Below are 25955 nucleotides of genomic sequence, written 5' to 3' on the forward strand. Positions count from 1 at the left end.
CCTAGGGCGTTGCGTAAGCAGCCGCATGATGCAACAACGCGAAATCACGACCCCCGACAACACCACCTGGACGTGCGTGCAAGCCTACGCCGGCGTGGATAGCCAAGCCGCCGCCGAAGCCACCGAACGCTCCGAATCCGACGCCGGCACCGTGCCCGTGGTGTGCACGCCCAGCGGCGGCGCCCAAACCGTGCGCCTGGAGCTGGCCAAAGACTGGTTCGACAACCTCCCCGACGACGAGCTGCGCAACGCCATCGGGCAGGCGCGCTAAGCCCTAGGTGCCCATCACCGAAACGGCCCGTTGCCTAGGTGGCAACGGGCCGTTTCGGTAATGGGCTACTCGGCGAGCACACCGCGCCGAAGCCGCAGGGCTTAGTACGCGCGGGCAAAGTGGGCGCGTCGCGTCGAGGGCTTGCCCGTTACCATGCACACGCCTTCTTCGTCGGGTTCGGCCAGGGCCAGGCAGCGGATGGTGGCTTTGGTTTCTTCCTTGATGCGCTCCTCCGTCTCGGAGGTGCCGTCGTAGTGGGCCAGCACAAAGCCGCCTTTGCCATCGAGCACTTGCTTGAACTCCTCGTAGCTCTCCACGCGGGTGGTGTGCTCCTCGCGGAAGCGCAGGGCCTTGCGGTAGATGTTCTGCTGAATGTCCTGCAGCAGCTGGTCGATGCTGTTCACGATATCGGCCAGCGGCAGGTTCATCTTCTCCTTGGTGTCGCGGCGGGCCACCTCCACGGTGCCGTTGTCGAGGTCGCGGGCACCTACGGCCAGGCGCACGGGCACGCCTTTCAGCTCCCACTCGGCAAACTTAAAGCCGGGGCGCTCGGTGTCGCGGTCGTCCACCTTCACCGAAATGCCGCGCGCAATCAGGCCCATCTGAATCGGGCGGATGCGCTCCAGCAGCTCGTCGAGCTGGCCGGTTTTGTAGATGGGTACGATAACCACCTGAATGGGTGCCAGCTTGGGCGGCAGCACCAGGCCTTCGTCGTCGGAGTGCGCCATTACCAGGGCGCCCATCAGGCGCGTGCTCACGCCCCACGAGGTGCCCCACACGTGCTCCAGGCCGCCGTCTTTGGTCTGGAACTTCACGTCGAATGCCTTCGCGAAGTTCTGCCCCAGGAAGTGCGAGGTACCGGCTTGCAAAGCTTTGCCATCCTGCATCAAACCCTCGATGCAGTAGGTTTCGACGGCCCCGGCAAACCGCTCGTTTTCGGTCTTCACGCCTTTTACCACGGGCAGCGCCAGGTGCTCCTCGGCAAACTCGGCGTACACGTCCAGCATCTGGCGGGTTTCGGCCAGGGCTTCGGCGTCGGTGGCGTGGGCGGTGTGGCCTTCCTGCCACAGGAACTCGGCCGTGCGCAGAAACAGGCGCGTGCGCATTTCCCAGCGTACCACGTTGGCCCACTGGTTGATAAGCAGCGGCAGGTCGCGGTAGCTCTGAATCCAGCCTTTGTACGTGCTCCAGATGATGGCCTCCGAGGTGGGGCGCACCACCAGCTCTTCTTCCAGCTTGGCATTGGGGTCGACGCGCAGTTTGCCCGCGTTGTCGGGGTCGGTTTGCAGGCGGTAGTGGGTAACTACGGCGCACTCTTTGGCAAAGCCCTCGGCGTTTTTCTCTTCGGCCTCAAACAAGCTTTTGGGTACGAAGAGCGGGAAGTACGCATTCTGGTGGCCGGTGCGCTTGAACATGTCGTCCAGGGTGCGCTGCATTTTTTCCCAGATGGCGTAGCCATAAGGCTTGATGACCATGCAGCCCCGCACGGCGGAGTTTTCGGCCAGGCCGGCGCGCTTCACCAACTCGTTGTACCACAGGGAATAATCTTCGCTGCGCTTGGGCAACTGTTTGCTCATATCGGAGTATCTTAGAGAAGGAAAATAGTTCCCGGTTTTGGTACAAGATTTGAGAGTAGAAACCGGGCACCGTTTCGGCCCCAAAATACGTTATTAAAACGGAGCATTCCGCTCCGCCACGGGCGCGTCGGCGCAAACAAGCCTACCCCACGCTCGTTCTTTACTTACCGGTCCTTACCTTTTCTGCGCACGCTGCCATGAAACATATACCTGCAACCCTAGTGCCCGCCTTGGCTCTGCTTACGCTAGGTGGCTGCACGGTCGCGCAAACGACCACTACCACCGAGCCGGACGGGGTGTACTATTCATCGAAGGACCGGACCACCGAAATCGTAACGGCCTCGACGCAATCCGGCCCCGCCGACCTAGGCGCCGCCGCCGACGACCCTGATGCCGTAGCTAACCCCGAGTACCGCGACGGCAGCGCCCGGCCCCGGGGCAGCGCCTCCGACGAGTATTACGCCGAGGATTACGATTATTCGTACTCGGCTCGCATCCGGCGCTTTCACCAGCCCGGCTACCGCGGCTTTGGCTTGGGCTACTACGATTACGCCTACATCGACTACTACTGGTACAACCCCAGCCCATTCTATTACGGCTACGACATTTACGGCCGGCCCTGGGGCTACGACCCGTTCTGGGGGCCTGGCTGGGGCGGTGGCTCTTTCGTGAACATCAACCTAGGGTGGGGCAACCGCTGGGGTGGCTTTTATAACCCGTACCGGCCCTGGGGCTGGGGCGGTGCCGGCTGGGGCTACGGCGGTTACTACCGCGGTTTCTACGACGGCTACTACTCCAATTACTACGGCAACAACTGGGGCTGGGGCGGCCGCAACCGCAACTGGGGTGGCATTGGCAACGATGGCCGCAACGCAAACTACCGCCCGCGCCGCGACCGGGGCGTGGAGGCCATCAACGCCGGTGATACGGGCGCTGGCCGCCCGCGCGTAGATGGGCCCACCGGTGGCCGCATGGCCAACACCGGCACTGTGCCCGGCTCCGCAGCACCCGCAACGCCGCGGGCCCGCGGCCGCGTGGAGGATGCACCCAGCACCGGCCCCGTTACGGGAGGCAGCACCACTACTACTGCCCCTCAACCCGGCCGGGGCCGCTTGTACCGCATCGTGGAAGGGGGCACCGTGCCCGCCGAGGGCGGTGGCCGCATCCCGTCGGGCACTACTGCCGATCAGCCCGCCAGCACCGGCTACGACCGGCGCCGCAGCCGCATCGACGAGGGCGGCAGCCCTGCCGGCCAGCCGCAACGCGAGGTAGATTACTCGCAGCCGCGCCCGCGCCGCGAGCGTGCCGCCGACTACAGCTCGCCCGCGCCCGAACGCCCCCGTAGCTACGACGCGCCCCAACGCTCTTACGAAGCTCCGCAGCGTTCTTACGAGGCGCCCACGCGCTCGTACGACCGCGGCAACAGCAGCGGCGGGTTTAACGGCGGCAATAGCGGAGGCAGCAACGGCGGCGGTAGCCGCGGCGGCCGTGGCCGTGTTGATTAAGCAGCGCCTTCCTTGCTAACGCTTTCGGAGTTCTTCTCTCAGCTATGAAACAATACTTCGTGGGGCTGGCCTTGCTGGGCTTGGCCAGCCCTCTTTTTGCCCAATCCGAAGCCGATGCGCTCCGGTACTCGCGGCTGCAGTTTGGCGGCACGGCCCGTACGCAGGCCATTGGGGGCGCCAACGTAGCCCTAGGTGCCGACCTCAACAACCTCAGCAGCAACCCGGCCGGCCTGGGTTTGTATCAGCGTTCGGAGTTTACGTTTTCGCCGGGCCTGGGCCTTGGCAGCAGCAAGGCGCAGGTAAGCAACGTGCAGGGCGCGCCAAGCCTTTCCGACGGGCGCAACAGCGTGCACCTGGCCAACGCGGGCTTGGTGTTCGTAAACCGCCGCCCCGATAGCGACAACAACCCCTGGCGCGGCGGCACGCTGGCTTTCGGCTTCACGCGCGTCAACGATTTCAACGCCAGCTTCAACTACCGCAGTAACATTGCCGACAACCGTTCGCTGTTCCAACGCTTCCGCGAACCTAGGGCCGGTGCCGGCCAGAGCCTGGGTGATGTGTACGACGACGTGGACCAGCAATTCGCGGATAACCAATACGCCACGCTCGACGGCCTGGCCTACGGCGCCTACCTCGTGAACTACGACCGGTTGCCCAACGGCAACTACGTCGTGAACACGCCCTCGGCCCTGCGCCGCTCGGTGGTGCGGCAAGAGGAAACCGTGCTGAACACCGGCTCGCAAACCCAGTTCGACGTGGGCTACGGCGGCAGCTACCGCGACAAGCTCTACATCGGGGGCGGGCTCGGCATCGTTACCACGCGCTTCAACTCCACGCGCGAGCTGCGCGAGGCCGATGAAGTGGGCACCAGCCGCTCGTTTGGCTCCTTGGTGCTGCGCGACGAGGTAGAAACCCGGGGCAGCGGCTTCAACGTGCGCCTGGGCGTGATTTACCGCCCGCTCGATTGGCTGCGCCTCGGAGCCTCGGCGCAGTCGCCCACGGCCTTTCAGCTCGACGATACCTACCAAACCTCGCTCGACGTGACGTTTAAAGAGCCGCTGCGGGTTGATGGGCAGAATATCAGCTCGGCCTCCGTAGCCACCGATGCCGACCTGGGGCGCTACAGCTACCGCCTTACCACCCCGTGGCGCCTGAATACCGGGGCGGCCGCCGTTATCGGCAAGTACGGCTTCGTGTCGGCCGATGTGGAGCTGCTCGATTACAGCCAGGCCCGCCTGCGCGGCGACTCGAACCTGGAGTTTGGCAGCAGCTACAGCTTTTCGGCTGAAAACGATGCCATTGGCCGCCAGTACCGCAACACCGTGAACGTGCGCGTGGGCGGCGAAGCCCGCCTCGATGCCTTCCGGTTGCGCCTGGGCTACGCCAACTACGGCGACCCGTACCGCAGCAGCGACTTCGACCGCACGCAGCAGTTCTTTACCGGCGGCGTGGGCTTGCGCCAGAAAAACCTGAGCCTCGACTTGGCCGGCGTGTACGGCCTCAGCGACCGGTACTACTCGCCCTACACCCTGGCCGACAACTCGCAGCCCGTGGTGAAAGTGCAGGGCAACCGCCTCAACACCACCCTTACCCTGGGCCTGCAGTTTTAAGCCGCGCACCTAGGGCCCGCTAATGGCAAAGGGGCAGCGCCGATGTCGGCGCTGCCCCTTTGCGGTTGCGGGCAGGCTGAGCACTTAGGGCTCAGCGGTTTACTTTCACATCGAGCACCACGGCAATGGGGCTTACGGTGCCCACTTCGCGCACCAGCAGCAGGCCGTCTTTGTTATCGGCCGTCCGGAAAGCCAGCACCTGATCCTTTTGCACGCGCAGGGAGCCGACGCGGTTGCCGGCCGCTGCCACGGCAGCGGTAATAGCCACGTCGGAGTTAATCTGGTTGAAGCTCGCGGGCGTGAGGGCCGTAAGCTGCAGGCCGGTGTTGCGGCGCGTGGCCCAGCTCCGCACCTTCAGGTTGGGGGCGGTTTCGGCCGCGGGGGCCGTGGGCGAGGCCAGCGTGGGTGCGGTTCCGTTGGGCACGTACACCAGGTCAATCAGCTCCTGAAACCCGCGGGCGTCGGTGGCGTGGGCGGGCAGCACCAGGCCGCGCGAGGTGGCCACGGCGGCGAGGCTGGTGCGGCGCACCGAGGGTTCGAGCCGGGCCGAGTAGCTCAGCCACGTCCGGATGGAGTCGGGCTGGCGCACGGTGAGCACGTAGCTGCGCCGGGTGGTTTGGCCCTCGGCGTCCTCCACGCGGTAGGTCCAGGTTTCGCGGCCCGAAATATTGCTGGTTTTTAGGCGGTTGCTGAACAGGAAAAAGTCGCGGCCGCTGATGAGCGTATCGAGGTACAGGCGCTCGGGCTCCTCCACGCGCGCCTCCTGGTTGTTCAGCCGGACCGAGTATTGCACCCCAATGCTGAAGCGCCGCAGCTTGGGGCTGCGCTGCTTTTCGCGCACTTCGGCAAACGTGCGCGTCCGAAAGGTGTCGCCGGGCGTGGTGGCGCGGGTATTGGTCAGCAGCGTGCCTTCCGAGATGAAATCCAGGAACGGCGCCGGCGACGGATCGGCCCCGCCGCAGCTGCCGAGCAGGGCAGGGGCGAGCAGAAGCAAAAGGTAAACGAGGCGTAAACGCATAGCTGAAACCAAAGGTCGGGGAAAGCGGCCGATTTGCGTACCTAGGGCAGCAAGCCGGCCATTGGTAAGCCCAACGGCGGCACCTAGGGCGGCGGGCGGTGTTTGTGTACCTTTAACGCCGCTACTGAGTTTTCTTACATGACCCACCGATTCAAGACCTTCGGCCTCGCGGCTGGCCTGCTGCTGAGCAGTGCGCCCGTGGCCGTGCTGGTGCCCGCGGCACCGGCGGTGGCGCAGCAGCGCCAGTCCATCACCCTCGAAGATATCTGGGCCAAAGGCACCTTCGCGCCCAAGCAGGTGCAGGGCTTTAACTGGATGCGCGACGGCCGCTACTACTCCTCGCTCGACAAAGGCGAGGTGGTGCAGCACGACGTAACCACCGGCCAGGCCACGCAAACCCTCGTATCGGCCCAGCAGCTACGGCCCCTAGGTGCGCAGCAGCCTATTGCCGTGGAGGGCTACGAGTTCAACGCCGACGAGCAGAAAATGCTCTTCAGCACCGATGTGGAGCCGATTTACCGCCGCTCCAGCAAGGCCAATTACTACGTGTACGACCGCGCCGGCCAAAAGCTGGTGCCGCTCAGCGCCGGGGGCAAGCAGAGCTACGCCACCTTCTCGCCCGACGGCCGCCGCGTGGCCTTCATGCGCCAGAACAACCTGTTTGTGGTTGACTTGCAGACCATGCAGGAAACCCCCATCACCACCGATGGCCAGGTAAACAAGCTCATCCACGGCGGCGGCGACTGGGTGTACGAGGAGGAATTTGAGGTATCGAAAGCCTTCCAATGGTCGCCCGACTCCCGGCAGGTGGCGTTCATCAGCTTCGACGAAAGCCGCGTGCCCGAGTACAACATGCAGGAGTGGGGCCCGCTCTACCCTAAGGACTACCGCTATAAGTACCCCAAAGCCGGCGAGCCGAACTCGGTGGTAACGGTATCGGTGTACGACGTGGCGGCCGGTCGCACGGCCAAAATGGACATCGGCCCGGAAACCGATCAGTACATTCCGCGCATCCTCTGGACGCAGACGCCCAACCTGCTGAGCATCCAGCGCATGAACCGCCTGCAGAACAAGCTCGAGATTCTGCACGCCGATGCCACCACGGGCAAAAGCTCGGTAGCCTGGACGGACACCGACAAAGCGTACGTGGAAGTAACCGACGATTTGCGCTACCTCAAAAACGGCAAGCAGTTCATCATCAGCTCGGAGCGCGACGGCTACCGCCACCTCTACCTCTTCGACATGAAGGGCAAGCTGGTGAAGCAGCTAACCCAGGGCAACTGGGATGTGTCGGAGTTTTTGGGCGTGGATGAAGCCAAAGGCCTGGCCTACTACCTCTCAGCCGAAGCTTCGCCGTTCGAGCGGCACCTCTACCGCGTCGATCTGAAAGGCAAAGGCAAGCAGCGCCTAGGTGAAAGTGGTGGCGGCACCGACGTGGTGAACATGAGCCCCGATTTCCGCTACTACCTCAACTACCACACCGCCGCCAACGAGCCGGTTACCGTGAGCCTGCGCACCGCCCAGGATGGCAAAGCCGTGAAGGTGCTCGAAGACAACGCCGCCCTGAAGCAGCGCATGAAGGACTATGGCTTTGTGCCGCAGGAGTTCTTCTCGTTCAAAACCTCGGAGGGCGTGCAGCTGAACGGTACCACCATCAAGCCCGCCAACATGGAGGCCGGCAAAAAGTACCCGGTGCTGATGTTCCTGTACGGCGGCCCCGGCTCGCAGAAGGTGCTCGATAAGTGGAACAGCGTCGATTACTACACCTGGTTTCAGATGCTGGCGCAGCAAGGCTACGTGGTGGCCATCGTGGATAACCGCGGCACCGGCGGGCGCGGCGCGGCCTTCAAAAAGGTTACGTACGGCCAGCTGGGCAAGCTCGAAACCATCGACCAGGGCGAGGCGGCCAAGTACCTGGGCGCGCAGCCCTGGGCCGACAAATCGCGCATCGGCATCTTTGGCTGGAGCTTCGGCGGCTACCTTTCGGCCTTGGCCGTTACCAAAAACGCCGACTTGTTTAAGGTGGGCATCTCGGTAGCACCCGTAACCACCTGGCGCTACTACGACTCCATCTACACCGAGCGTTTCCTGAAAACCCCGCAGGAAAACCCCTCAGGCTACGACGAAAACTCGCCCGTACAGTTCGCTAATCAGCTGAAAGGCAAGCTGCTGCTGGTGCACGGTACCGGCGACGACAACGTGCACTTCCAGAACTCGGTAGCCTTTACCGATGCGCTCATCAAGGCCAACAAAGACTTCCAGCAGCTGTACTACCCCAACCGCAACCACGGCATCTACGGCGGCAGCACGCGCCTGCACCTGTTCCGGCAGATGACAAATTTCCTGCAGCAGAACCTGTAAAAGGGTAATTTTTCCAATAAAAAGTCCTTCTTTTGAGCTGAGCCCTAGGTAGCTCGTGCCCCGTGCACCGCTGCCAACCCGCTCGGCCAAGAGAAGGATTTTTTGTTTTCATAAGAAAACCTGCTCCGGGCCGTTTCCTTTCAGGTGACTTTTGCGTACAACCCCGCCATGCGTAAGCTTACACTGAAAACGGCACTAGTAGGCGTAACCCTCGGGGTTGGGGTATTGAGCAGCTGCCAGCGCGAGCCGGCCGCCAAAGCCGAGGCCACCGCGGCGCAACAAGCCGATGCCGTAGCCAACGACGATACCCTAGGTGCCGAAGCCGTTGCGGAGCAACCTACGCAAGTAACCTGGCACCAGCTGCGGCAGGCCACCAACCGCAAAGCCCCGCTGATTCGCTACGCGGCCGTGCGCCGCCCCACGGTGCTCGATACGGCTGCTCCGCCGCCCAGCGAAGCGCGCCTGTTCGACCTGACCCTAAAGCCGAGCGAGTTTTTCCGCATCGACCCTACGCAGCCCGCCGAAGTGCGCGGGCGTGAAGGCACCGTAGTGCGCATTCCGGCCAATGCCTTGGTTGATGCGCGCCAGCAAGCACCTAGGGGCCCGGTGTGGGTTGAGCTGAAAGAATGCTACTCGCTTACCGATTTGCTGCTCTCGAACTGCGTGAGCATGAGCGTGAGCGGCGACGCGCTGCAGGCCAGCGGCATGCTGCTGGTGCGCGCCACCACCGCCCGCGGGCAGCAGCTGCGCCTGGCCGAAGGCCGAGCCCTGGAGCTGGTAGTACCCAGCGAGCAGCGCCACCCCGGCCTGCAGCTGTACCACAGCCCCGGCCGCACGCCCAAGCGCTGGGCTGCCGCACCCGTACCCGCCGACGAGGACGAGGTGCTCAGCGAAGCCCAAACCATGCCCAGCTACGGCAACGGCCCCGAGGCCCTGAGCCGCCTGGTTCGCTACCCGGCCACCGCCGCCGAGCGCAAAACCGAAGGCTTTGTGTTTGCCTCGTTTGTGGTGGATGAAGCCGGCCGCGTGCTTACCCCCAAGGTGCTGCGCGGCCTGGGCGATGGTTGCGACGAAGAAGCCTTGCGGGTGTTGCAACAGTCGTCGGGGCACTGGCTGCCCGGCCGGCAAGGCAGCCAGGCCGTGAAGGTGAAGATGGTGGTGCCCATTCGTTTCGCGCTGAACGATGCCGCCGTAGCCTCCGCCGAAAGCACGGCCGTGGCCGCTTCGGCCGCGGCCCACGAAATGCCGGCTGCGCCTGCAACTCCCGCCGAGCCTGCCCCGGAGCCCGGCTCGATGTTCCGGAGCGGGCGCCTGGGCTGGCTTACCTGCCTGCGGCCCTGGCGCACGGCCAACCAAACCACGTCCTTCACGGTAGCGGCCGATGTGGACGAGCACACCACCGTGCGCCTGGTGTACCCCGATTCGCCGGTAATCCTGGAGGGCGAGCGGCAGGCCGATGGGTACTCGTTTGCGCAAGTGCCGGCGCAGCAGCGGGCCGTGCTGGTGGGTTTGCGCTACTTCAACGGCAGCCCCTACGTGGCCATGCGCGAGGTAGTGCCCGGCAGCGGCCCCGTACCCCCGCTCGAGTTCAAGGAAAGCACCCTCGGCGACCTGGAGCAGCTGTTGGAGCGTTTGCGCTAGCCCATTACCTAGGGCTGCTTGCGGGCCAGCAGGCGCAGGGTTTGGCACGAGTCGGTTTGCAGCAGCACCTGCGTTTGGTATTGCTGCAGCCAATAACGCCCGGCCTGGCTGCCGCACGCGATGATGATTTGGCCGGGGTAGCCTTTATCGGTTTGCCAAGAGGCCAGCCGCTCTACGCGGTGGCCGTACTGCATTTCGGCGGCCGTGCGGTAAAACTCGGGGCTGTCGTTGAAGGTGGCATCGGTTACCAGCGTGTACTGGCGCAGCGCGGGTAGCTGCGCGGCCTGCGCTTGTATGTGGCGGCCGTACAAGAGCTGGGCCCGATCGAGGCGGTGCTTGTGCAGCGAACGGATGTGCTGCCACTGCGCCAGGTACGGGAAAGCGGCAATGGCCAGCACCCCGCCCAGGCGCATCAGCTCACTGGGTTGCCGGCCGAAGTGCGCCGCCAGGGCCCGTCCCGTCCAAACCAAGCCGGCCGCCGCTTGCAAGGCCAGCAGCGGGTATACCTGGGCATCGTACCACTCCAGGCGCGTTTGCACCAGCGAAATGCTCAGCAAAAAGCTTACAGCTACCGCCGCCGTAAAGCGACTAAGCCACCACCCCGGGCTGTATTGCGGTTGCCAGAACCCGATCAGCCAACCCAGCAGCGCCGCCAGCAGCCAAGCCGTGAACTTGCGCTCGGCCAGCAGACTGATGTACCACTCGAACGGGTGATAGTGTTCCTCAAGCTGCGCGCCGGCGGGGCCGCCTACTTCGTAAGCCCACACGCCCTGCAGGTAGCCTGGGGCGGCAAGCTCGCGCACGGTGTACCACCCAGCAGCCGTAACCAATATCAAGCTAGCTGCCAACCAAGGTGCGGGTTGGCGCAGGCGCTGCCACTGCCGGGTAAGCGCCACGGCGATGATAAGCCCAGGGCCAAACAGCGCGCCGGCAATGCCCTTGGTAAACACCGCCAGCGCAAACGCCCCCCCCGTAAGCCAGGCCCAGCGCGTAGTGCCGGTGCGCAGGTAATGCAGCCAGCTAAGCGCGCCGGCCGTGGCCCAAAGCGTAAGCAGCGTGTCGTAGTCGCCGGTGCGGGTAACGTGCAGCGTTACGTAGCCTTGGCTGGTGAGCAGCACCAGGCCCGCCAGTAGCCCGGCGCGGCGGCTGCCCAGCCAGTAGTGGCCCGCGCGGTACACCAACAGCACCGTAGCCAGGGCCGCCAGCGCCGATGGTAACCGCAAGCCCAGCTCGTTGGGGCCAAACAACTTGAAGCTGATGGCCAGCAGCCACGGCCACAGCGGCGGCTTGCCGTTCCATAAATCGGGCTGGCCTAGGTGGCGCAGCACAATCCAGTCGTGGTGCAGCCAAATGCCGAGGCCGTTCAGGCCGGTGCGGGCTTCGTCCCACTGCTGCACCGGCAGGCTGGAAAGCAGCCAGAACAGCGGAATAAACGACAGGGCCAGCAGCACCAGCAGGGGCAACCAGCGTTGCCAAGCAGGCTTGCCCGAAGCAGCAGAAGTAGAAACCGGCACGAAACGCTCCAAAAAACTCAACAGAAAAGCCGCAAGCTACGCAGGCAAAAGCCTAGGTGGCTGCAAGTTTATAGCTTGATGGTGATGCTTTGGGGCTCGGTGAAAAAGCGCAGCGCCTCCAAGCCGCCTTCGCGCCCCACGCCCGAGTTCTTCATGCCCCCAAAGGGCGTGCGCAGGTCGCGGTGCAGCCAGGTGTTCACCCACACAATACCCGATTCCAGCGCGTGCGCCACGCGGTGCGCCCGCTGCACGTCGCGCGTCCAGAGGGTGGCGGCCAGGCCGTATTCGGTGCCGTTGGCCCAGCGCAGCACTTCCTCTTCGGTATCGAAGGGCGTGAGGGTAACCACCGGGCCAAACACCTCCTCGCGGTTTACGCGGCACTCGGCACCTAGGCCCTCGAATACCGTGGGTTGCAAGAAGTAGCCCCCAGCGCAGCGGCCGCCCAGGTGCACGCGCCGCCCACCGGCCAGCAGGGTGCCGCCCTCCTGGTGCGCCAGCTCAATGTAGCTCAGCACTTTCTGCAGGTGCGGCTCGCTTACCAGGGCGCCTTGCCGGCTGGCCTCCTCCAGCGGGTCGCCGACGGTAAGCGTGGCTACGCGCTCCAGAAAAGCGGCCTTAAACTGTTCGTAAATAGGCCGCTCCACAAAAATGCGCGAGCCGCACAGGCAAATCTGCCCCTGGTTGGCAAAGCTCGATTGCACGCTGGTGTTCACGGCCGCCTCAAAGTCGCAATCGGCAAAGATGATGTTGGGGTTTTTGCCGCCCAGCTCCAACGACAGCTTTTTGAACAGGGGCGCCGCCGTGCGGGCAATATGCTCGCCGGTTTTGGTGCCGCCCGTAAAGCTGATGGCCTTGATGTGCGGGTGCTCCACAATAGCCTGCCCCGCGCCGGGGCCGGTGCCGTGCACAATATTCAGCACGCCCGCCGGCAAGCCGGCTTCCTGGCACAGCTCGCTCAGCAAGTAAGCCGTTATGGGCGTTACTTCCGAAGGCTTGGCTATTACGCAGTTGCCAGCAGCTAGCGCGGGCGCAATCTTCCAGGTGAAGAGGTACAGCGGGAGGTTCCAGGGCGAAATGCAGCCCACCACACCTAGGGGGTGGCGCACGGTGTAGTTCACGGCCACGCCGTCCTGCATGTGCGCCTCGGAGGCAAAATGCTGGGCCGCCGTGCCAAAGAAAGCGAAGTTGCTGGCCGCCCTGGGTATATCAACGGTGCGGGCAAGCTTCAGCGGCTTGCCGTTGTCGATGCTTTCAGCGCGGGCCAGGCGTTCCAGGTCGCGCTCAATCAGCTCGCTGATGCGCACCAGCAGCTTGCCGCGCTGCTCGGGCGGGGTAGCGCGCCACGCCGGCCAGGCGGCTTGCGCGGCCTCCACCGCTAGCTGCACGTCCTGCGCGTCGGAGTCGGGTACCTGGCTGTACACCTGGCCCGTGGCGGGCTCGAGGTTGGGCAGATAGCGGCCGGCAGCCGGCGCTACCAGCTGGCCGGCAATGTAGTTGCGGAGCTGAAACATAAAGCAGGGCGGTGGAGTGAGCCAAAGCTACCAAAACTGCCCGGCGTTTATGGCAGCCCTAGGTGCCCGCGGGCGCGGGGGCGCCCAGGGCCGGTAACAACCACGCCCCGCTCCGGGCCGGAAGCGGGGCGGGGGCAGCGCAAAGCAACCAAGCCGCTTACGGGCGCGTCGACGACGCCGGCAGCGCCTGCGGGTTCAGCTCCACCGGAATGTTGGTGTCGGAAATGATGTAGAGCGGGCGGCGGCGAACGTTATTGTTGAGGCGGGCCAGGTACTCGCCAATCACGCCCACGGCAATCAGCTGCACACCACCCAGGAACAGAATACTCACCATCAGCGAAGGCCAGCCGGGTTCGTACTCCTGCGCGATAAAGCGGGCGTAGAGCGTGTAGAGCAGCACCAAAAACGCCACGCCAGATACCGTGAAGCCCATTATCGTGGCCGCTTTCAGGGGCACATCGGAAAAGGCCGTAATGCCATCGAGGGCCAGCCGGAACATCTTGCGGTAGGTGTAGCCGGTTTCGCCGCCGGCGCGCTGGGCGCGGTCGTACTCGAGGTAGGTTTGCCGGTAGCCGATCCAGGATATCTGCCCGCGCAAAAACTTGTTCTGCTCGGGCATCAGCTTAAGCGCCTCCACCACCTTGCGCGATATGATGCGGAAGTCGCCGGTATCAACCGGAATGGAAACGTTGGTGATGTTGGCCAGAATGCGGTAGAACATCTTGGCCGTGAACAGCTTCATGGCGCTTTCGCCCTGGCGGCGGCGGCGCTTGGCGTACACCACCTCGTAGCCTTCGCGCATCTTCTGGTACAACTCCGGTATCAGCTCGGGCGGGTCCTGCAGGTCGGCGTCGATGATGACCACCGCTTCGCCCTGCGACAAATCGAGGCCCGCCGTTACGGCAATCTGGTGCCCGAAATTGCGGCTGAAGTTGATGTAGCGCACATCGGCGTGCTGGGCCGCCAACTCATGAATTAGCGCCAGCGAACGGTCGCGCGAGCCATCGTTGATGAAGATGTACTCGCATTGCAGCCGCATCGGGTCGATAACGCCGCGCAGGCGCTGGTACAGCGTCGGGATGTTCGCTTCCTCGTTGTAGATGGGAATGATGACGGAGAGGTCCACAGCGGGCAGGTAGGTAGGTGGTTCGCGTACCGAAAGATATTCGTTACGCATTGCCTGCCCTGGGGCTGGCAGATTTATGCGCAATGGCAAAAACGCTTATCCCGACCGGGAAATCGAGCTTGCTGAGCAGCTTGTTCTCGAATCGTAGCAGGCTGAGTAAAGCGTTATTTATGGGCTTGGGAAGAGCGGTCAAATCACCGTTGGCATCGGCAGCCTCAGCAGCAGTTGCATTGGGCTGTAGCAACCTTTGCATACCACGCACAAGCAGAGCAGGGGCAAACAGCACTCCGTTCCAATACGAGCTTCGGCTTATTGAAAAGCCACCGTGGCGCAGAGCGGTAAGCAAGGTTTTGCGCGTGTAGCGGCGAAAGTGGTGGTTGACCACATCGTGTTGGCTCCACAGCATCGGAAAAGCCGGCACAAACACAATCAGCCTTCCGCCCGGACGCAGTACCCGGTGCCACTCGCGTAAGGCTTGAGCTTCGTCTTCAATATGTTCCAGTACATCGGATGCGATGATGATGTCAAAGCTCTCGTCTGCAAAGTCAAGCCTGGCAGCATCCATTGCAAAGCTATTGGGCAGCCCTCGGCGGTGCGCAAGCTCTATGGCGCGGGGGCTAATATCGATGCCGGTAAAGTTGGAAAAGCCGCTTTCTCGCAGGCGCAGGAGCAACGGCCCACCCGAGCAGCCAATCTCAAGCAGGGGGGCGGTGGGTGCCAGGCCAAGCTCTTGCACCAGCGCGAACACAAAATCGCGCCTTGCCTGAAACCACCAGTGCTGTTCTTCCAGAAGGTGGTATTGCGCCTCGTATCGAATGTCCATGCGGGTTGGCCTTCGTAAGTGATAAAGGACTGGTCGTCGGGTGGTAGCTGGATTCGTGCCGAATTGGCGTTAGCTGCTGAAGACCAAGTATTCGGCAGAACGGGGGGCGTCAGACCGAAACTGGCCTACTTGCTTGCAACGCTCCGAGGAAATTGCCCTAGCCTGTAACCGTTCAGCACAAGCTGGCCAGCGGCAGTACGCCAGTACACATCCGTATCAATGGGCCTGATAAGCAAATCGTCCACCAGCAGGTCCTTATTATCATAGAGTACCTCGAGCCGCGTTGTGCCCGGACGTACCCTGATGGGCACCGCCACGCGTACCCAAACGCCGTCAATTTCTGTGGTGCGGTGGCCGTCGGTTACCTGATGATCGATCATGTCGTTGCCCATGTACTGCTTCACCTGCATGTTGCCGAAGCTGTGGTCCATCATGCCGTGCATCCACAGGCTCACTTCGTACTTACCGGTATCGGCTGGGGCCGGGACAGGACCGTCGTACAGCACCGAGAACTTTTCTGCCGGCTCGTATAAAGCGCCCGGGGCAAGTCGGCCTCGGCGGTCGGCGCTTTGGGCAAAATCTTGCAGCAGAACGCCTGTGCCAGTAGTAGTCCGGAGGCCGTTAGGGCGCTCGGGCAGCGTAGGCCACAGCGCGATGCCCCGTTGCAGCTCTTGCTGAGTAGTGGTGGCACCTAGGGCTGCCAATGGCAGCTCGTACAGGCTTGCCTGAGGCGTTTGCACCAACGGCTTAGCCAACGCAATGATGCGTTGTTCGGCCTCGGATAACCCGGTGGGCGTAACCAGCAGCAGGATAGGTTTCTGCGACGGAAACCGCTGAAGCAATGGCTTGGGTAGTAACGGACTGCTCAGCAGCTGCACATGCTCGAGCACTTGGCTAACCGAAGGGCGCGAAACGTAGCTCGAGAGTTGCGGGAGCCCTGTGGCCAACGACAGCTTGTGTACTTCGTAAATCGACTCGTGCGAGCCAGGCAGGAAGATTTTGTCGCTGCCGTTGTTGAAGTAAGGCAGCGGCAGAATTGCCTGAAACTCGGCTGCAGAGCGGTTAATCTGCTGAAGTTGTTGCAACAAAGGATGCGGAGGCCGGAAGTAGGAGCGGGCTCCACCACCGCCTTCGGCAATCTTGGCGCGGGTCGAAATATTGATCCAGGCTTCGCCGCCCCACACGAGCAGCAAAAGCGGCACCCACGGTGCAGCTAGCAGGGTAACTCGGCGCTGCTGTTGGTAACGAAGTACCTGGTACAGGTAATAGGCTGCGTACGTGGTAACCACGTAATAAAAAGGCCATGCAAAACGACCCAGGGCACGAAACTGCTTCAGCGGACCGAGGTAATCAATCAGCGGGGAAAACCACGAGAAGATAAAGGGAATACCTGCGGCAAACAGCACCAGCAGCCCGCCTGCCCACAAGCTTATGCGCAGGTCGTGGGGTGTGCTACGCCTGAGGGCCAACGCCTGCTTATGGCGTAGGCGCAAGTGGCGCAATGCGCGCAATAAGGCCGCAGCCAATACTCCAGTGCCCACCAAGCCTACATAAGACATGGCCTCGTAGCTAATTTCCTTGGTCGGAAAGAAGTACGTCCAGAGGGTACGCATCGGCTCCAGGGCAGGCGTAAATAGCCCGCGCGGCTTGGTCATATACACCAGGAAGCCGTAGGGGTTCGGCGGCCTGTCCGTGGTGGGGTCGGTGAACCACAGCCATCCACGAAATAAGATTAGCGGCAGCAACGCCGTCAAGGTCATGTAGGCTAGGTCGCGCCATTGTTTCTGGCCTTTCTGCACGGCGAGAACCAGCACATGGGCCAGCAAAAAGAACGCGCCGCATGCCAGGAAGTAAGCCATTACAAACCCCGTCAGCAGGCTGCTTACTATAAACACAACGTGCCATACCCACCGCCGCGGCGCCTCCATGATGCGCAGGATGCAGTACCAAAGCCACGGAACCAAGCACGGATAGCTAAGCGACATATGGTCGCCGAGGCGCTGTATTTGGGGTGAGAGAAAGCCGATGAGAACCGCCAGCAACACCGAGTAGACTACCGAAAGCTGTAGCCGACGCAGTATTAGGTAGATAACCGGTGGCGTAAGCAGTATAGCCAACAGCGCAAGCAAGTTGGTGATGCCTACGGTATGAATAGCTACCTGCAACCCTTGGCGTTGTAGCACGCCTAGCACCCAGGCAATCAGAGGCTGTAGGTTTGGGTAAGTGAAGTTTTCCCCATAGGGATAGTTCATGCCCGAGAAGTGCGCGCCTTTGTCGTAAAAGGCATAATACGCCGTAGCATAATAGCTCTGCAGCCCATCGCCGGCGGGCTGGAAGAAATACTCATCGGGGTGCGCTAACACAAAGGGGAACTGCGCAGCCAGCACGACAGCCCCGATGACAATTACAGCGAGCATACCGGCCCAGTGCGCGGTACGGCGAGATAAATTCATTGGATCAGAGATGCAAAGAATGCTGCCCAATGCCTTGCTTATTGTAGGTTAGGCCTTCCAAAGCTACGTGTTTGTGCGCAGAACCAACTCAGCGGCCAGTGCCCATGGCTGCGTAGAAAGCTGGCTAACGAGCCTGGCTAAGCGAATCATCTGTGGTGCCTTGCCGGGTGGTATCAGCTAAACAAGCCATACCGCGCAATGCACCACAAGGCCCACAGCCCGTCGCGCCAGTTAATTTTCTTGCCCTCGGCGTAGGTGCGGCCGTAGTAGCTCACGCCCACTTCGTAGATGCGCACGCCGGGTACCCGGGCCATTTTGGCGGTTACCTCGGGCTCGAAGCCGAAGCGCTTTTCCTGCAGCACCAGGCCTTGCAGCAGCTCGCGCCGGAATAGCTTGGCGCCCGTTTCCATGTCCGTCAGGTTCAGGTCGTTGAACGCGTTCGACAGAAACGTAAGCAGCTTGTTGCCGATGCTGTGCCAGAAAAACAGAATGCGGTGCGGCTCGCCGCCCACAAAGCGCGAGCCGTACACCACATCGGCGTTGGCCCGGAGCACGGGCTGCAGCAGCTTGGCATAGTCGGCCGGGTCGTACTCCAGGTCGGCATCCTGCACCACAATGTAGTCGCCGGTGGCGGCGGCTATGCCGGTATGCAAAGCGGCGCCCTTGCCCTGGTTGTGGGCATGGCGCAGCAGCCGCACACCTAGGGCGGGTTGGGCGGCGGCGTAGGATGCTACCACATCGGCCGAGCCGTCGGCCGAGCCGTCGTCGACCACGACTATTTCGCGCGCTATGCCGGCGGGTAGCGCCGCCGCCTGCACCGCCTCCAGCACCCGCACAATGGTAGCGGCTTCGTTGTACAGCGGTATTACCACCGATAGCAGGCGGATGCCCGAGTTCGGGTTGAGCGAATGGGTAGGCAAACCGAAATTATAAACTGCTGGTGCGGCCGCCATCTACGGGCACGTTGATGCCGTTGATGTAACCCGCGGCCGGCGAGGCCAGAAACGCCACCGCCGCCGCCACTTCCTCCGAATGCCCAAACCGCCCGGCCGGAATCAGGCGCAGCATGTTAGCCTCGAGGTCTTCTACGGGTTGGCCCGTGCTGGCGCTGCGCGCCTGCAGCAGGCTGTGGTGCCGTTGGGTAAGGGTGGCGCCGGGCAGCACGTTGTTTACTGTGATGCCGTATGCACCCAGCTCGTTGGCCAGGGTTTTCGCCCAGCTGGCCACCGCGCCCCGAATAGTATTCGACACGCCTAGGTTGGGCAGCGGCTGTTTTACGGAGGTGCTGATAATGTTGATGATGCGCCCGTAACCCGCGGCTCTCATGCCTGGCACCAACGCCTGGGCCAGCAGGTGGTTGCAGATAACGTGCTGCTCGAAGGCGGCACGCAACGCATCCACCGGAGCATCGAGCAGGGGGCCGCCGGCGGGGCCGCCGGTGTTGTTCACCAGAATATGCGTGGCTTGGTGGCGGGCCACGTGGCTGGCTATCTGGGCAGCCACCTCGATGGGCTGGGCGAAGTCGGCCACCAGCCAATCGTGCTGCTGCCCTAAGTGCGCGGGTAGCGCGGCGGCGGCCTCGCGCAGGCGGGCTTCGTTGCGGGCCACAAGGGTAACGGCGGCGCCTTGCGCGGCCAGCGCTTCGGCCACGGCGCGGCCTATGCCTTGCGTGCTGCCGCACACCACCGCGCGGCGCCCCGAGAGTTGTTCTGAAAGCATAAGCTCGAAAGTAGACAAACGGCGGCTTATTGGCACCAAATGGGGTGTTTTGCGTAAGTTGGGCTGAGGAATTGCCGCCCGGCCTAGGTGGTTTCGGCGCAGTCGCGCGCGGCCAGCCCCAGGCCCGGCCCGGTTGCGGCAAGCCGTTGCCCAGGTGCCGGTTCTCCACTTTCCATTACTTCACCACCCAACCTCCCACCCATGCCCGTAACGCGTCCCTTCAACTTTCAGCAATGGATTGATGAACACCGCCACTTGCTGAAGCCGCCCGTGGGCAACCAGCAGGTGTTTAAAGGCAACGACGACTTTATCGTGATGGTGGTGGGCGGCCCCAACGCCCGCAAGGATTACCACGTCGACGACAGCGAGGAGTTCTTCTTTCAGCTCGAAGGCGACATGACGCTGAAGATTATCGAAGACGGCCAGCCGGTGGACGTGCCCATCCGGGCCGGCGAAATCTTTTTGTTGCCAGCCGGGGTACCGCACTCGCCCCAGCGCCCCGCCAATACGGTGGGCCTGGTGGTGGAGCGCTACCGCCAACCCGGCGAGCTGGATGGCTTTCAATGGTACTGCGAAAACTGCGGCACCAAGCTGCACGAGGAGTTTGCCGAAGTAACCGACATCGTGAAGCAACTGCCCGTCATTATGAACAACTTCTGGCAAAACGAAGAGCGCCGCACCTGCCGCAGCTGCGGCACCGTGATGCAGCCGCCGGCAGCGGCGAAGTAGTTTCCTCGCCCGCATACATTGTCATCCCACCCGCCCGCGGCAATGCCTCCCACCCATTCCCATTCGTTGGCCGCAACTCCCGCGCTTACGCCCGCGCCTGGCTCCGGCTTGCGCATCGACATTCACACCCACATCCTGCCCAAGCAGTGGCCCGATTTGCGCGAGCGGTACGGTTACGGCGGCTTCATCCGGCTGGAGCACCATAAGCCGTGCTGCGCCCGCATGATGCAGGACGACAAGTTTTTCCGCGAAATCCAGGACAACTGCTGGGACCCCGCCGTGCGCCTGCGCGAGTGCCAACATTTTGGGGTGGATGTGCAGGTGCTGAGCACCGTGCCCGTCATGTTCAGCTACTGGGCCAAACCCCACGATGCCCTCGACCTGAGCCGCCTGCTCAACGACCACCTAGCCGGCGTAGTGGCCGATTATCCCGACCGCTTTGCCGGCCTGGGTACCATACCCATGCAAGCCCCCGAGCTGGCCATTAAGGAACTGGAGCGCTGCGTAAAGGAGCTGGGTCTGATCGGGGTGCAAATCGGCTCGCACATCAACGACTGGAACCTCGATGCTCCTGAGATTTTCGAGGTATTTGCGGCCGCCGAAGAGCTGGGCGCCGCGGTGTTCATTCACCCTTGGGACATGATGGCCCAGCAGAAAATGCCCAAGTACTGGCTGCCGTGGCTGGTGGGCATGCCCGCCGAAAGCACCCTCGCGCTTTGCTCGCTGGTGTTTGGCGGCGTGCTGGAACGGCTGCCCAAGCTGCGCGTGGCCGTGGCGCACGGCGGCGGCACCTTTGCGGCCACCATAGGGCGCATCGAGCACGGTTTTCAGGTGCGCCCCGACCTCTGCGCCATCGACAACCCCGTGAACCCGCGCGAGTACCTAGGGCGCTTTTGGGTTGATTCGCTGGTGCACGACCCCATGATGCTCGACTATTTGGTGAAGACCGTGGGCGCCGACAAAATCGTGCTGGGCACTGATTACCCCTTCCCGCTCGGCGAGCTGGAGCCCGGCCAGCTTATCCGCTCCATGCCCTACCCCGACGAAGTGAAAGCCCGCATGCTCGGCCAGAATGCCCTGGATTGGATGGGGGTAGGTGTGGAGCAGTTTCGTTCTCTGCAACAACTAAGGTAGCTTTGTGCCAGAGGCACCTTATGCGCCTACACTTAGCTTGACAAGTGCTGTGCTATATCGATTGTGTTCCGGGCTTACATTCGTTTGCCTAGTCGCATTGGGTAGCTGCAAGCCGGCGCCCGATACTGTCATCTCTTACAGCGACTTCGAAGGCATCACCGACACCACCAACACGGCCAAGTGGCTCACGGAGGACGTGGCGCATTCAGGAAGTCACTCAGCCATGGTTGTGCGCGATGTTGATGTTGCAGCCATGTACCAAACAACCTGGGGAGCTATTGGCACACCCAAGGAGCTGCGCGTTCGGGCTTGGGTGTACGTAGCACAGCCGGGTACTGTGTCGTCTATCGTGGTGCAGGTATTGCGCAGCGGGCAGGGATTGGCGTGGCAGGAGTTGAAGTTCCCGGAAGTGATTCACCGGTTCAATAGTTGGGTTCCGCTTCGCAAGACATTTATACTGCCCACCGATACCATGCAAGCGTCCGATGAGCTTCGGGTATTTCTCTGGCAAAACAAGCAGGTGCACCCCACATACATGGACGATTTGAAAATCGAAAGCATCAGCCCCCGTGAGTAAGCAACCTGTCTCATCCTCCGGAAGCTCGACGGAGGAGTTGGTTGCTGCCCCGCAACGGTGGAGTTGGCAGCAGACCGTCATTATAGTGGCGGGGCACGTGTTATTTTGCATAGCTTCCTACACCATGCTTTACTGGCTGGGGGTGGTTAACCGGTTGCCTACCGAACAATCATTGCTTGCCTGGGACGCCAATTTGTTTCGGCAGATTAAAGAGGGCGGCTACCCCACCGCGCAGTCGGGGCTGAATGCGTTTTTTCCGCTATTCCCCTATACTTGGCGGTTGCTGCAAGTCGGGCCCATTGGCATTAGCGCTTTCAACAGCGCATGCGCCTTCGCAGGGGTGGGTATCCTGAGCTGGGCGTTTCAATTATCAAACAGACAGATCTTACTGCTGTTGTCGGTGCCGTTGATGATGTTCACGGCTGTGCCCTACGGAGAGGGTATGTTTTACCTTTTTGGTGGCATGCTGCTGGCTGGGCTGCACCGTGAGCGGCTATGGCTCACGCTGGTAGGATTACTCGGGTGTTGCCTGACTCGCTCGGCCGCAACGCTGTTTGTGCCGGCATACATATTTGCCGAGCTGTTGAGCTGGATGCCGTTCCGGAGCGGATGGCGCCTGCTGCGGAACTTGGCTACAGGCTTGTTCGCAATAGCCGCGGCACTCGGATCCGTGATGCTTATGCAGTACAAACAGCACGGCGACCCGCTGGCATTCTACAAAGTGCACGCCTTGTGGCGGCACGTGTATAAGATACCGACTTGGCCCTTGCGGTCCTCGGCCGGATTTGACGTGCATTGGCTCGATGCCCTAGGTCTGCTTATCGCTTTGCTGGCTATAGTGGCTTGTGCTGCGTTGGGCATTGCTTGGCTGGTTTCGGTGCTTCGCAGCCAGCCGGAGAACCGTAAGAAGGTTTCGAAGGCCGTGCTGTTCTGCTTGGGCTACAGTGCCGGGGCAGGCTACTTCATTTTGTTTTACCAGGCTGGCGATATTGTGGGCATGAGCCGGTACATCCTGGCAACGCCATTTTTCGGCGTACTGATATGGCAGATTGGTCAGCAGCGGCTTGCTTATTGGGCTTGGGCACTGATGGGAATTGCTTGCATGGTGTTGGCTCGGGCATCGGGCGTTCCCCAATACGTTGATGGTTTTAGTTCTTCCGAAGCCGTTACATACTTCTTGTTCTTCGCAGCGTACATAGCTGCCTACCCGCTCACAACGCCCAGCAACTCGAAGTGGTACCGGGAGCTGGCGGTAGGTTTGTACCTCCTCAACCTTTTCTGGGGCATGTACTTCTACAACCAATTTCTCAACTTCTTTTGGGTAAACTAAGGGAACGACGGTTGGTTAGGATGCTGCCGCTGAGCAGCAACACAGCAGGAGTACAACTCTGCTGCCCACGGCCAGTGCTCCCTGATTAGTATGGTAAGTGTGGAACTGCGGGCAAAGCGTTTTGAAACAGCGGTGATTAATGGGTCTGCTGGTCATCACGTGGGCTTCGAAAGGCATTTGCCGCAGATGCATTATACTTTTACCGGATGCCTCCCCTGGCTCCGTGCGCTTCCTTTGCCTCTGCTCAAAGGCGGGTTGCAGTACTACATCAGGCCATAAAGCGGGCCTTCCATCAACCCTAGATGCAGCCAATCCACCGTTTTCCAATGACATTTCAGAACGCGCACTCTTTCGCCCTCCAGCTCGATGCTGCCGACCCGTTGCGTGGGTTTCGGGAGCAATTTCATATTCCGAAGGGGCCCAACGGGCAACCGGCTATTTACTGCTGCGGCAACTCGCTGGGGCTGCTGCCGAAAAATGCCCGGGCGGCCGTGGAGCAGGAGTTCCAGAGCTGGGAGGAGCGCGCCGTAGAGGGCCACTTTCACGGCACCTCGCCCTGGATGCACTACCACGAAACCCTAACCGATGCCACCGCGCGGCTGGTAGGCGCCAAGCCCGTGGAGGTAGTGGTGATGAACAACCTCACCACCAACCTGCACTTGCTGCTCATCTCGTTTTACCGCCCCAGCGGCCGCCGCTACAAAGTGCTGATGGAAGGCGGCGCGTTTCCCTCGGATCAGTACGCCCTGGAAAGCCAGGTGAAGCTGCACGGCTACGCCCCCGACGACGCCATCGTGGAGTTGCTGCCGCGCCCCGGCGAGCATACCCTGCGCACCCCGGATATTGAAGCGCGCATTGCGGAACTGGGCGACGAACTGGCCCTCGTGCTCCTAGGTGGCGTGAACTACTACACCGGCCAGGCCTTCGATATGGAGGCCATTACCCGCGCCGGCCACGCCGTAGGCGCCGTGGTAGGTTTCGACCTGGCCCACGCCGCCGGCAACCTGGTGCTGCACCTCCACAACTGGGACGTGGACTTTGCCTGCTGGTGCACCTACAAGTACCTCAACTCGGGCCCCGGCGGTACCTCGGGCGTGTTCGTGCACGAGCGGTTTGCCCACCAACCCGATCTGCCGCGCCTGGCCGGCTGGTGGGGCCACGACCCCGCCGACCGCTTCCAGATGAAAAAAGGCTTCCGGCCGATGGCGGGGGCGGCCGGCTGGCAGCTTTCCAACGGGCAAATCTTCCCGATGGCCATTCACCGGGCCGCGCTGGCCGTGGTGGAAGAAGCCGGCGGTATGCCTGCCCTGCGCCGCAAAAGCGAGCAGCTCACGGCCTACCTCGAGTTTGTGCTGCGCGAGGCGGGCCTGCCGGCCCACGAGCTGGAAATCATTACGCCCGCAAACCCCGCCGAGCGCGGTTGCCAGCTCTCAGTGCTGGTGCACCGCGAGGGCCGCGCCCTGTTCGACTACCTGGCCGCGCAAGGCATTGTGGGCGACTGGCGCGAGCCCAACGTTATCCGGCTGGCACCCGTGCCGCTCTACAACTCGTTTGAGGAGGTGTGGCGCATTGGGCAGGCCTTTGCTCAGTGGGCCAACCGAACGGCCTAGCCAGCGGTTTAACTCTGTTGCGAGCTGCGTACCTAGGCCACCCTAGGTGCTGGCTTTCTCGTACTATTACACCGGCAGGCCGCCTACCCCTGGCAAGCCTGGTTTTCGCCTTTGCATTATGGAAGATTACGCCGCCAAGATGGTCGGCAAAACCGACGCCGAACTCCAGTTGTACGTGGCGCGGCGGGCCGAATACCGCGAGCAGGCCGTGCTGGCCGCGCTAAGCGAGCTGGAGCGTCGGGGCCATGCCATCGATAACTTGGTAGCGCTGCGGAGCGAGCTGCAAGCCTCGTTGGCGAAGTCCGAAGCCGAGGCCCTGCGCAACCCCGCACCCGAGCCCGCCTGGATGACCAAGCCCGCCGCGACCGAAGAGCCCGAGCAGCCCGCCCCGGATGCCCCCGCGCTGTACTCGCCAACTACGGTAGTGGTGTTTTCGGTTTTCTCGTTCCTGATCGGGGGCGTACTGATGCTGATGAACCTGCTGCGCCTGCGCCGCTACGGCGGAGCCGCGCTGCTGGTAGCTTTGGTGGTGCTGGGCATCAGCGGTTTGGGGTGGATCTCGAGGCTGATAGCCGTGCGGCCCGAGTACATTTTCCTGGGCATCAACGTGGTGCTGGCGGCGCTTTATGTGTACGTGCTGTGGCCCAATTTTATCGGGGCTCAAACCTACCGGCCGCGTGGTTGGCTGATGCCGCTGCTCGTCATCTTTGCCCTCAACATGCTGTTTATGCTGCTGCTGCGCTACGCCGGCGTGGCCATACCCGGCCTCAGCCAATAACCCCGCGCCCAGGTATGCCGCTGCTGCCCCTGGCCATGCCCCGCGCCGATGTGCGCTTCAATGCTCGCTTTCTGCCCCCAGCCGACGCCGACGCCCTGCTCCGCGAGCTGACCGACGGCATTGCGTGGCGGCAAGAGCCCATCCGCCTGTTCGGCCGCGAGGTGCTGCAGCCGCGCCTGATTGCGTGGCACGGCGACGCCGGCGCGGCCTACCGCTACTCGGGCCTGCAGCTGCAGCCCGCGGCGCTTACGCCCACGCTGCACGCCCTGCGCCTGCGCCTGCAGCAAGCTACCGGGGCAACCTACAACAGCGTGCTGCTCAACCTCTACCGCCACGGCCAGGACAGCATGGGCTGGCACGCCGACGACGAACCCGAGCTGGGCCCGGCCCCCGTTATTGCCTCGCTTAGCCTAGGTGCCACGCGGCGCTTCCGCTTTCGGCGCCGGCCCAACGCCAGCTTCGAGGCCGCGCCCGTGTCGCTCGATTTGCCCCACGGCAGCCTGTTGCTGATGCAGGGCCCCACGCAGCACAACTGGCAGCACGCCCTGCCCAAAACGGCCCGGCCAGTGGGCCCGCGCATCAACCTGACTTTCCGCAACATTATCAGCTAAGCGGCCAGCACCCGAATGCCGCAACAAAAAAGCCGGCCCCGCACAGTGCGGGGCCGG

21 protein-coding genes are annotated in these 25955 nt (G+C 62.5%); 12 read left to right on the forward strand and 9 right to left on the reverse strand.

What is annotated here, in order from left to right; all coding sequences use genetic code 11:
• Window positions 1-25 precede the first annotated feature (25 nt).
• Entirely contained in the window at window positions 26-271 is a 246-nt protein-coding gene (locus OIS50_RS15780; RefSeq protein WP_264691591.1) for a hypothetical protein, read from the forward strand.
• Window positions 272-372: 101 nt separating this feature from the next.
• On the opposite strand, the gene proS is transcribed toward OIS50_RS15780, so the two are convergent.
• A complete protein-coding gene (proS, locus tag OIS50_RS15785) occupies window positions 373-1848 on the reverse strand; it encodes a proline--tRNA ligase (protein WP_264691592.1) in 1476 nt (491 codons plus the stop codon).
• Window positions 1849-2045: 197 nt separating this feature from the next.
• Between proS and OIS50_RS15790 the strand changes: the two genes are divergently transcribed.
• Window positions 2046-3353 (forward strand): hypothetical protein, encoded by a 1308-nt coding sequence (locus tag OIS50_RS15790; RefSeq protein ID WP_264691593.1) that lies wholly within the window; start codon window positions 2046-2048, stop codon window positions 3351-3353.
• 44 nt (window positions 3354-3397) lie between these two features.
• Window positions 3398-4963 (forward strand): OmpP1/FadL family transporter, encoded by a 1566-nt coding sequence (locus tag OIS50_RS15795; RefSeq protein ID WP_264691594.1) that lies wholly within the window; start codon window positions 3398-3400, stop codon window positions 4961-4963.
• A 91-nt stretch (window positions 4964-5054) separates the two neighbouring features.
• Here the strand turns inward: OIS50_RS15795 and OIS50_RS15800 are convergent, their stop codons facing one another.
• Window positions 5055-5957 (reverse strand): hypothetical protein, encoded by a 903-nt coding sequence (locus tag OIS50_RS15800; protein ID WP_264691595.1) that lies wholly within the window; start codon window positions 5955-5957, stop codon window positions 5055-5057.
• A gap of 162 nt (window positions 5958-6119) precedes the next feature.
• Here OIS50_RS15800 and OIS50_RS15805 point away from each other — a divergent pair, with 162 nt between their 5' ends.
• Complete coding sequence (locus OIS50_RS15805; RefSeq protein WP_264691596.1) at window positions 6120-8342, forward strand: S9 family peptidase; 2223 nt, start codon at window positions 6120-6122, stop codon at window positions 8340-8342.
• Window positions 8343-8510: 168 nt separating this feature from the next.
• The gene (locus OIS50_RS15810) at window positions 8511-9983 is read left to right on the forward strand and encodes an energy transducer TonB (RefSeq protein WP_264691597.1); all 1473 of its coding nucleotides are present in this window, start codon (window positions 8511-8513) and stop codon (window positions 9981-9983) included.
• A gap of 8 nt (window positions 9984-9991) precedes the next feature.
• Here OIS50_RS15810 and OIS50_RS15815 read toward each other — a convergent pair whose 3' ends face one another.
• From OIS50_RS15815 to OIS50_RS15845, 7 genes are all read right to left on the reverse strand, one after another.
• A complete protein-coding gene (locus OIS50_RS15815) occupies window positions 9992-11509 on the reverse strand; it encodes an ArnT family glycosyltransferase (protein ID WP_264691598.1) in 1518 nt (505 codons plus the stop codon).
• 56 nt (window positions 11510-11565) lie between these two features.
• Window positions 11566-13008: an aldehyde dehydrogenase gene (locus tag OIS50_RS15820; protein WP_264691599.1), complete on the reverse strand. Its 1443-nt coding sequence runs from the start codon at window positions 13006-13008 to the stop codon at window positions 11566-11568.
• 157 nt (window positions 13009-13165) lie between these two features.
• On the reverse strand, window positions 13166-14185 hold the full coding sequence (locus tag OIS50_RS15825) for a glycosyltransferase family 2 protein (protein ID WP_264691600.1): 1020 nt from the start codon (window positions 14183-14185) through the stop codon (window positions 13166-13168).
• On the reverse strand, window positions 14178-14957 hold the full coding sequence (locus OIS50_RS15830) for a class I SAM-dependent methyltransferase (protein ID WP_264691601.1): 780 nt from the start codon (window positions 14955-14957) through the stop codon (window positions 14178-14180). Before OIS50_RS15830 ends, OIS50_RS15825 begins: the two co-directional genes overlap by 8 nt.
• Window positions 14958-15082: 125 nt before the next feature.
• Complete coding sequence (locus OIS50_RS15835; RefSeq protein ID WP_264691602.1) at window positions 15083-17410, reverse strand: DUF6311 domain-containing protein; 2328 nt, start codon at window positions 17408-17410, stop codon at window positions 15083-15085.
• 173 nt (window positions 17411-17583) lie between these two features.
• The gene (locus OIS50_RS15840) at window positions 17584-18330 is read right to left on the reverse strand and encodes a glycosyltransferase family 2 protein (protein ID WP_264691603.1); all 747 of its coding nucleotides are present in this window, start codon (window positions 18328-18330) and stop codon (window positions 17584-17586) included.
• Window positions 18331-18337: 7 nt separating this feature from the next.
• Complete coding sequence (locus tag OIS50_RS15845) at window positions 18338-19129, reverse strand: SDR family oxidoreductase (RefSeq protein WP_264691604.1); 792 nt, start codon at window positions 19127-19129, stop codon at window positions 18338-18340.
• A 201-nt stretch (window positions 19130-19330) separates the two neighbouring features.
• Between OIS50_RS15845 and OIS50_RS15850 the strand changes: the two genes are divergently transcribed.
• The 7 genes from OIS50_RS15850 to OIS50_RS15880 all read left to right on the forward strand — a co-directional run bounded on the left by OIS50_RS15850 (window position 19331) and on the right by OIS50_RS15880 (window position 25898).
• Complete coding sequence (locus OIS50_RS15850) at window positions 19331-19858, forward strand: 3-hydroxyanthranilate 3,4-dioxygenase (protein ID WP_264691605.1); 528 nt, start codon at window positions 19331-19333, stop codon at window positions 19856-19858.
• 66 nt (window positions 19859-19924) lie between these two features.
• Window positions 19925-20992 (forward strand): amidohydrolase family protein, encoded by a 1068-nt coding sequence (locus tag OIS50_RS15855; protein ID WP_264691606.1) that lies wholly within the window; start codon window positions 19925-19927, stop codon window positions 20990-20992.
• Window positions 20993-21089: 97 nt separating this feature from the next.
• Window positions 21090-21569, forward strand: a complete 480-nt coding sequence (locus OIS50_RS15860) for a hypothetical protein (protein ID WP_264691607.1) — start codon at window positions 21090-21092, stop codon at window positions 21567-21569.
• A 124-nt stretch (window positions 21570-21693) separates the two neighbouring features.
• On the forward strand, window positions 21694-22899 hold the full coding sequence (locus OIS50_RS15865) for a hypothetical protein (protein ID WP_264691608.1): 1206 nt from the start codon (window positions 21694-21696) through the stop codon (window positions 22897-22899).
• A 326-nt stretch (window positions 22900-23225) separates the two neighbouring features.
• The gene (gene kynU, locus OIS50_RS15870) at window positions 23226-24509 is read left to right on the forward strand and encodes a kynureninase (protein WP_264691609.1); all 1284 of its coding nucleotides are present in this window, start codon (window positions 23226-23228) and stop codon (window positions 24507-24509) included.
• A gap of 118 nt (window positions 24510-24627) precedes the next feature.
• Window positions 24628-25287, forward strand: a complete 660-nt coding sequence (locus tag OIS50_RS15875) for a hypothetical protein (protein ID WP_264691610.1) — start codon at window positions 24628-24630, stop codon at window positions 25285-25287.
• A gap of 14 nt (window positions 25288-25301) precedes the next feature.
• Window positions 25302-25898: an alpha-ketoglutarate-dependent dioxygenase AlkB family protein gene (locus OIS50_RS15880; protein ID WP_264691611.1), complete on the forward strand. Its 597-nt coding sequence runs from the start codon at window positions 25302-25304 to the stop codon at window positions 25896-25898.
• The last annotated feature ends 57 nt before the right edge of the window (window positions 25899-25955 follow it).

Source organism: Hymenobacter sp. YIM 151858-1 (genome assembly GCF_025979705.1).
Classification (GTDB): Bacteria; Bacteroidota; Bacteroidia; order Cytophagales; family Hymenobacteraceae; genus Solirubrum.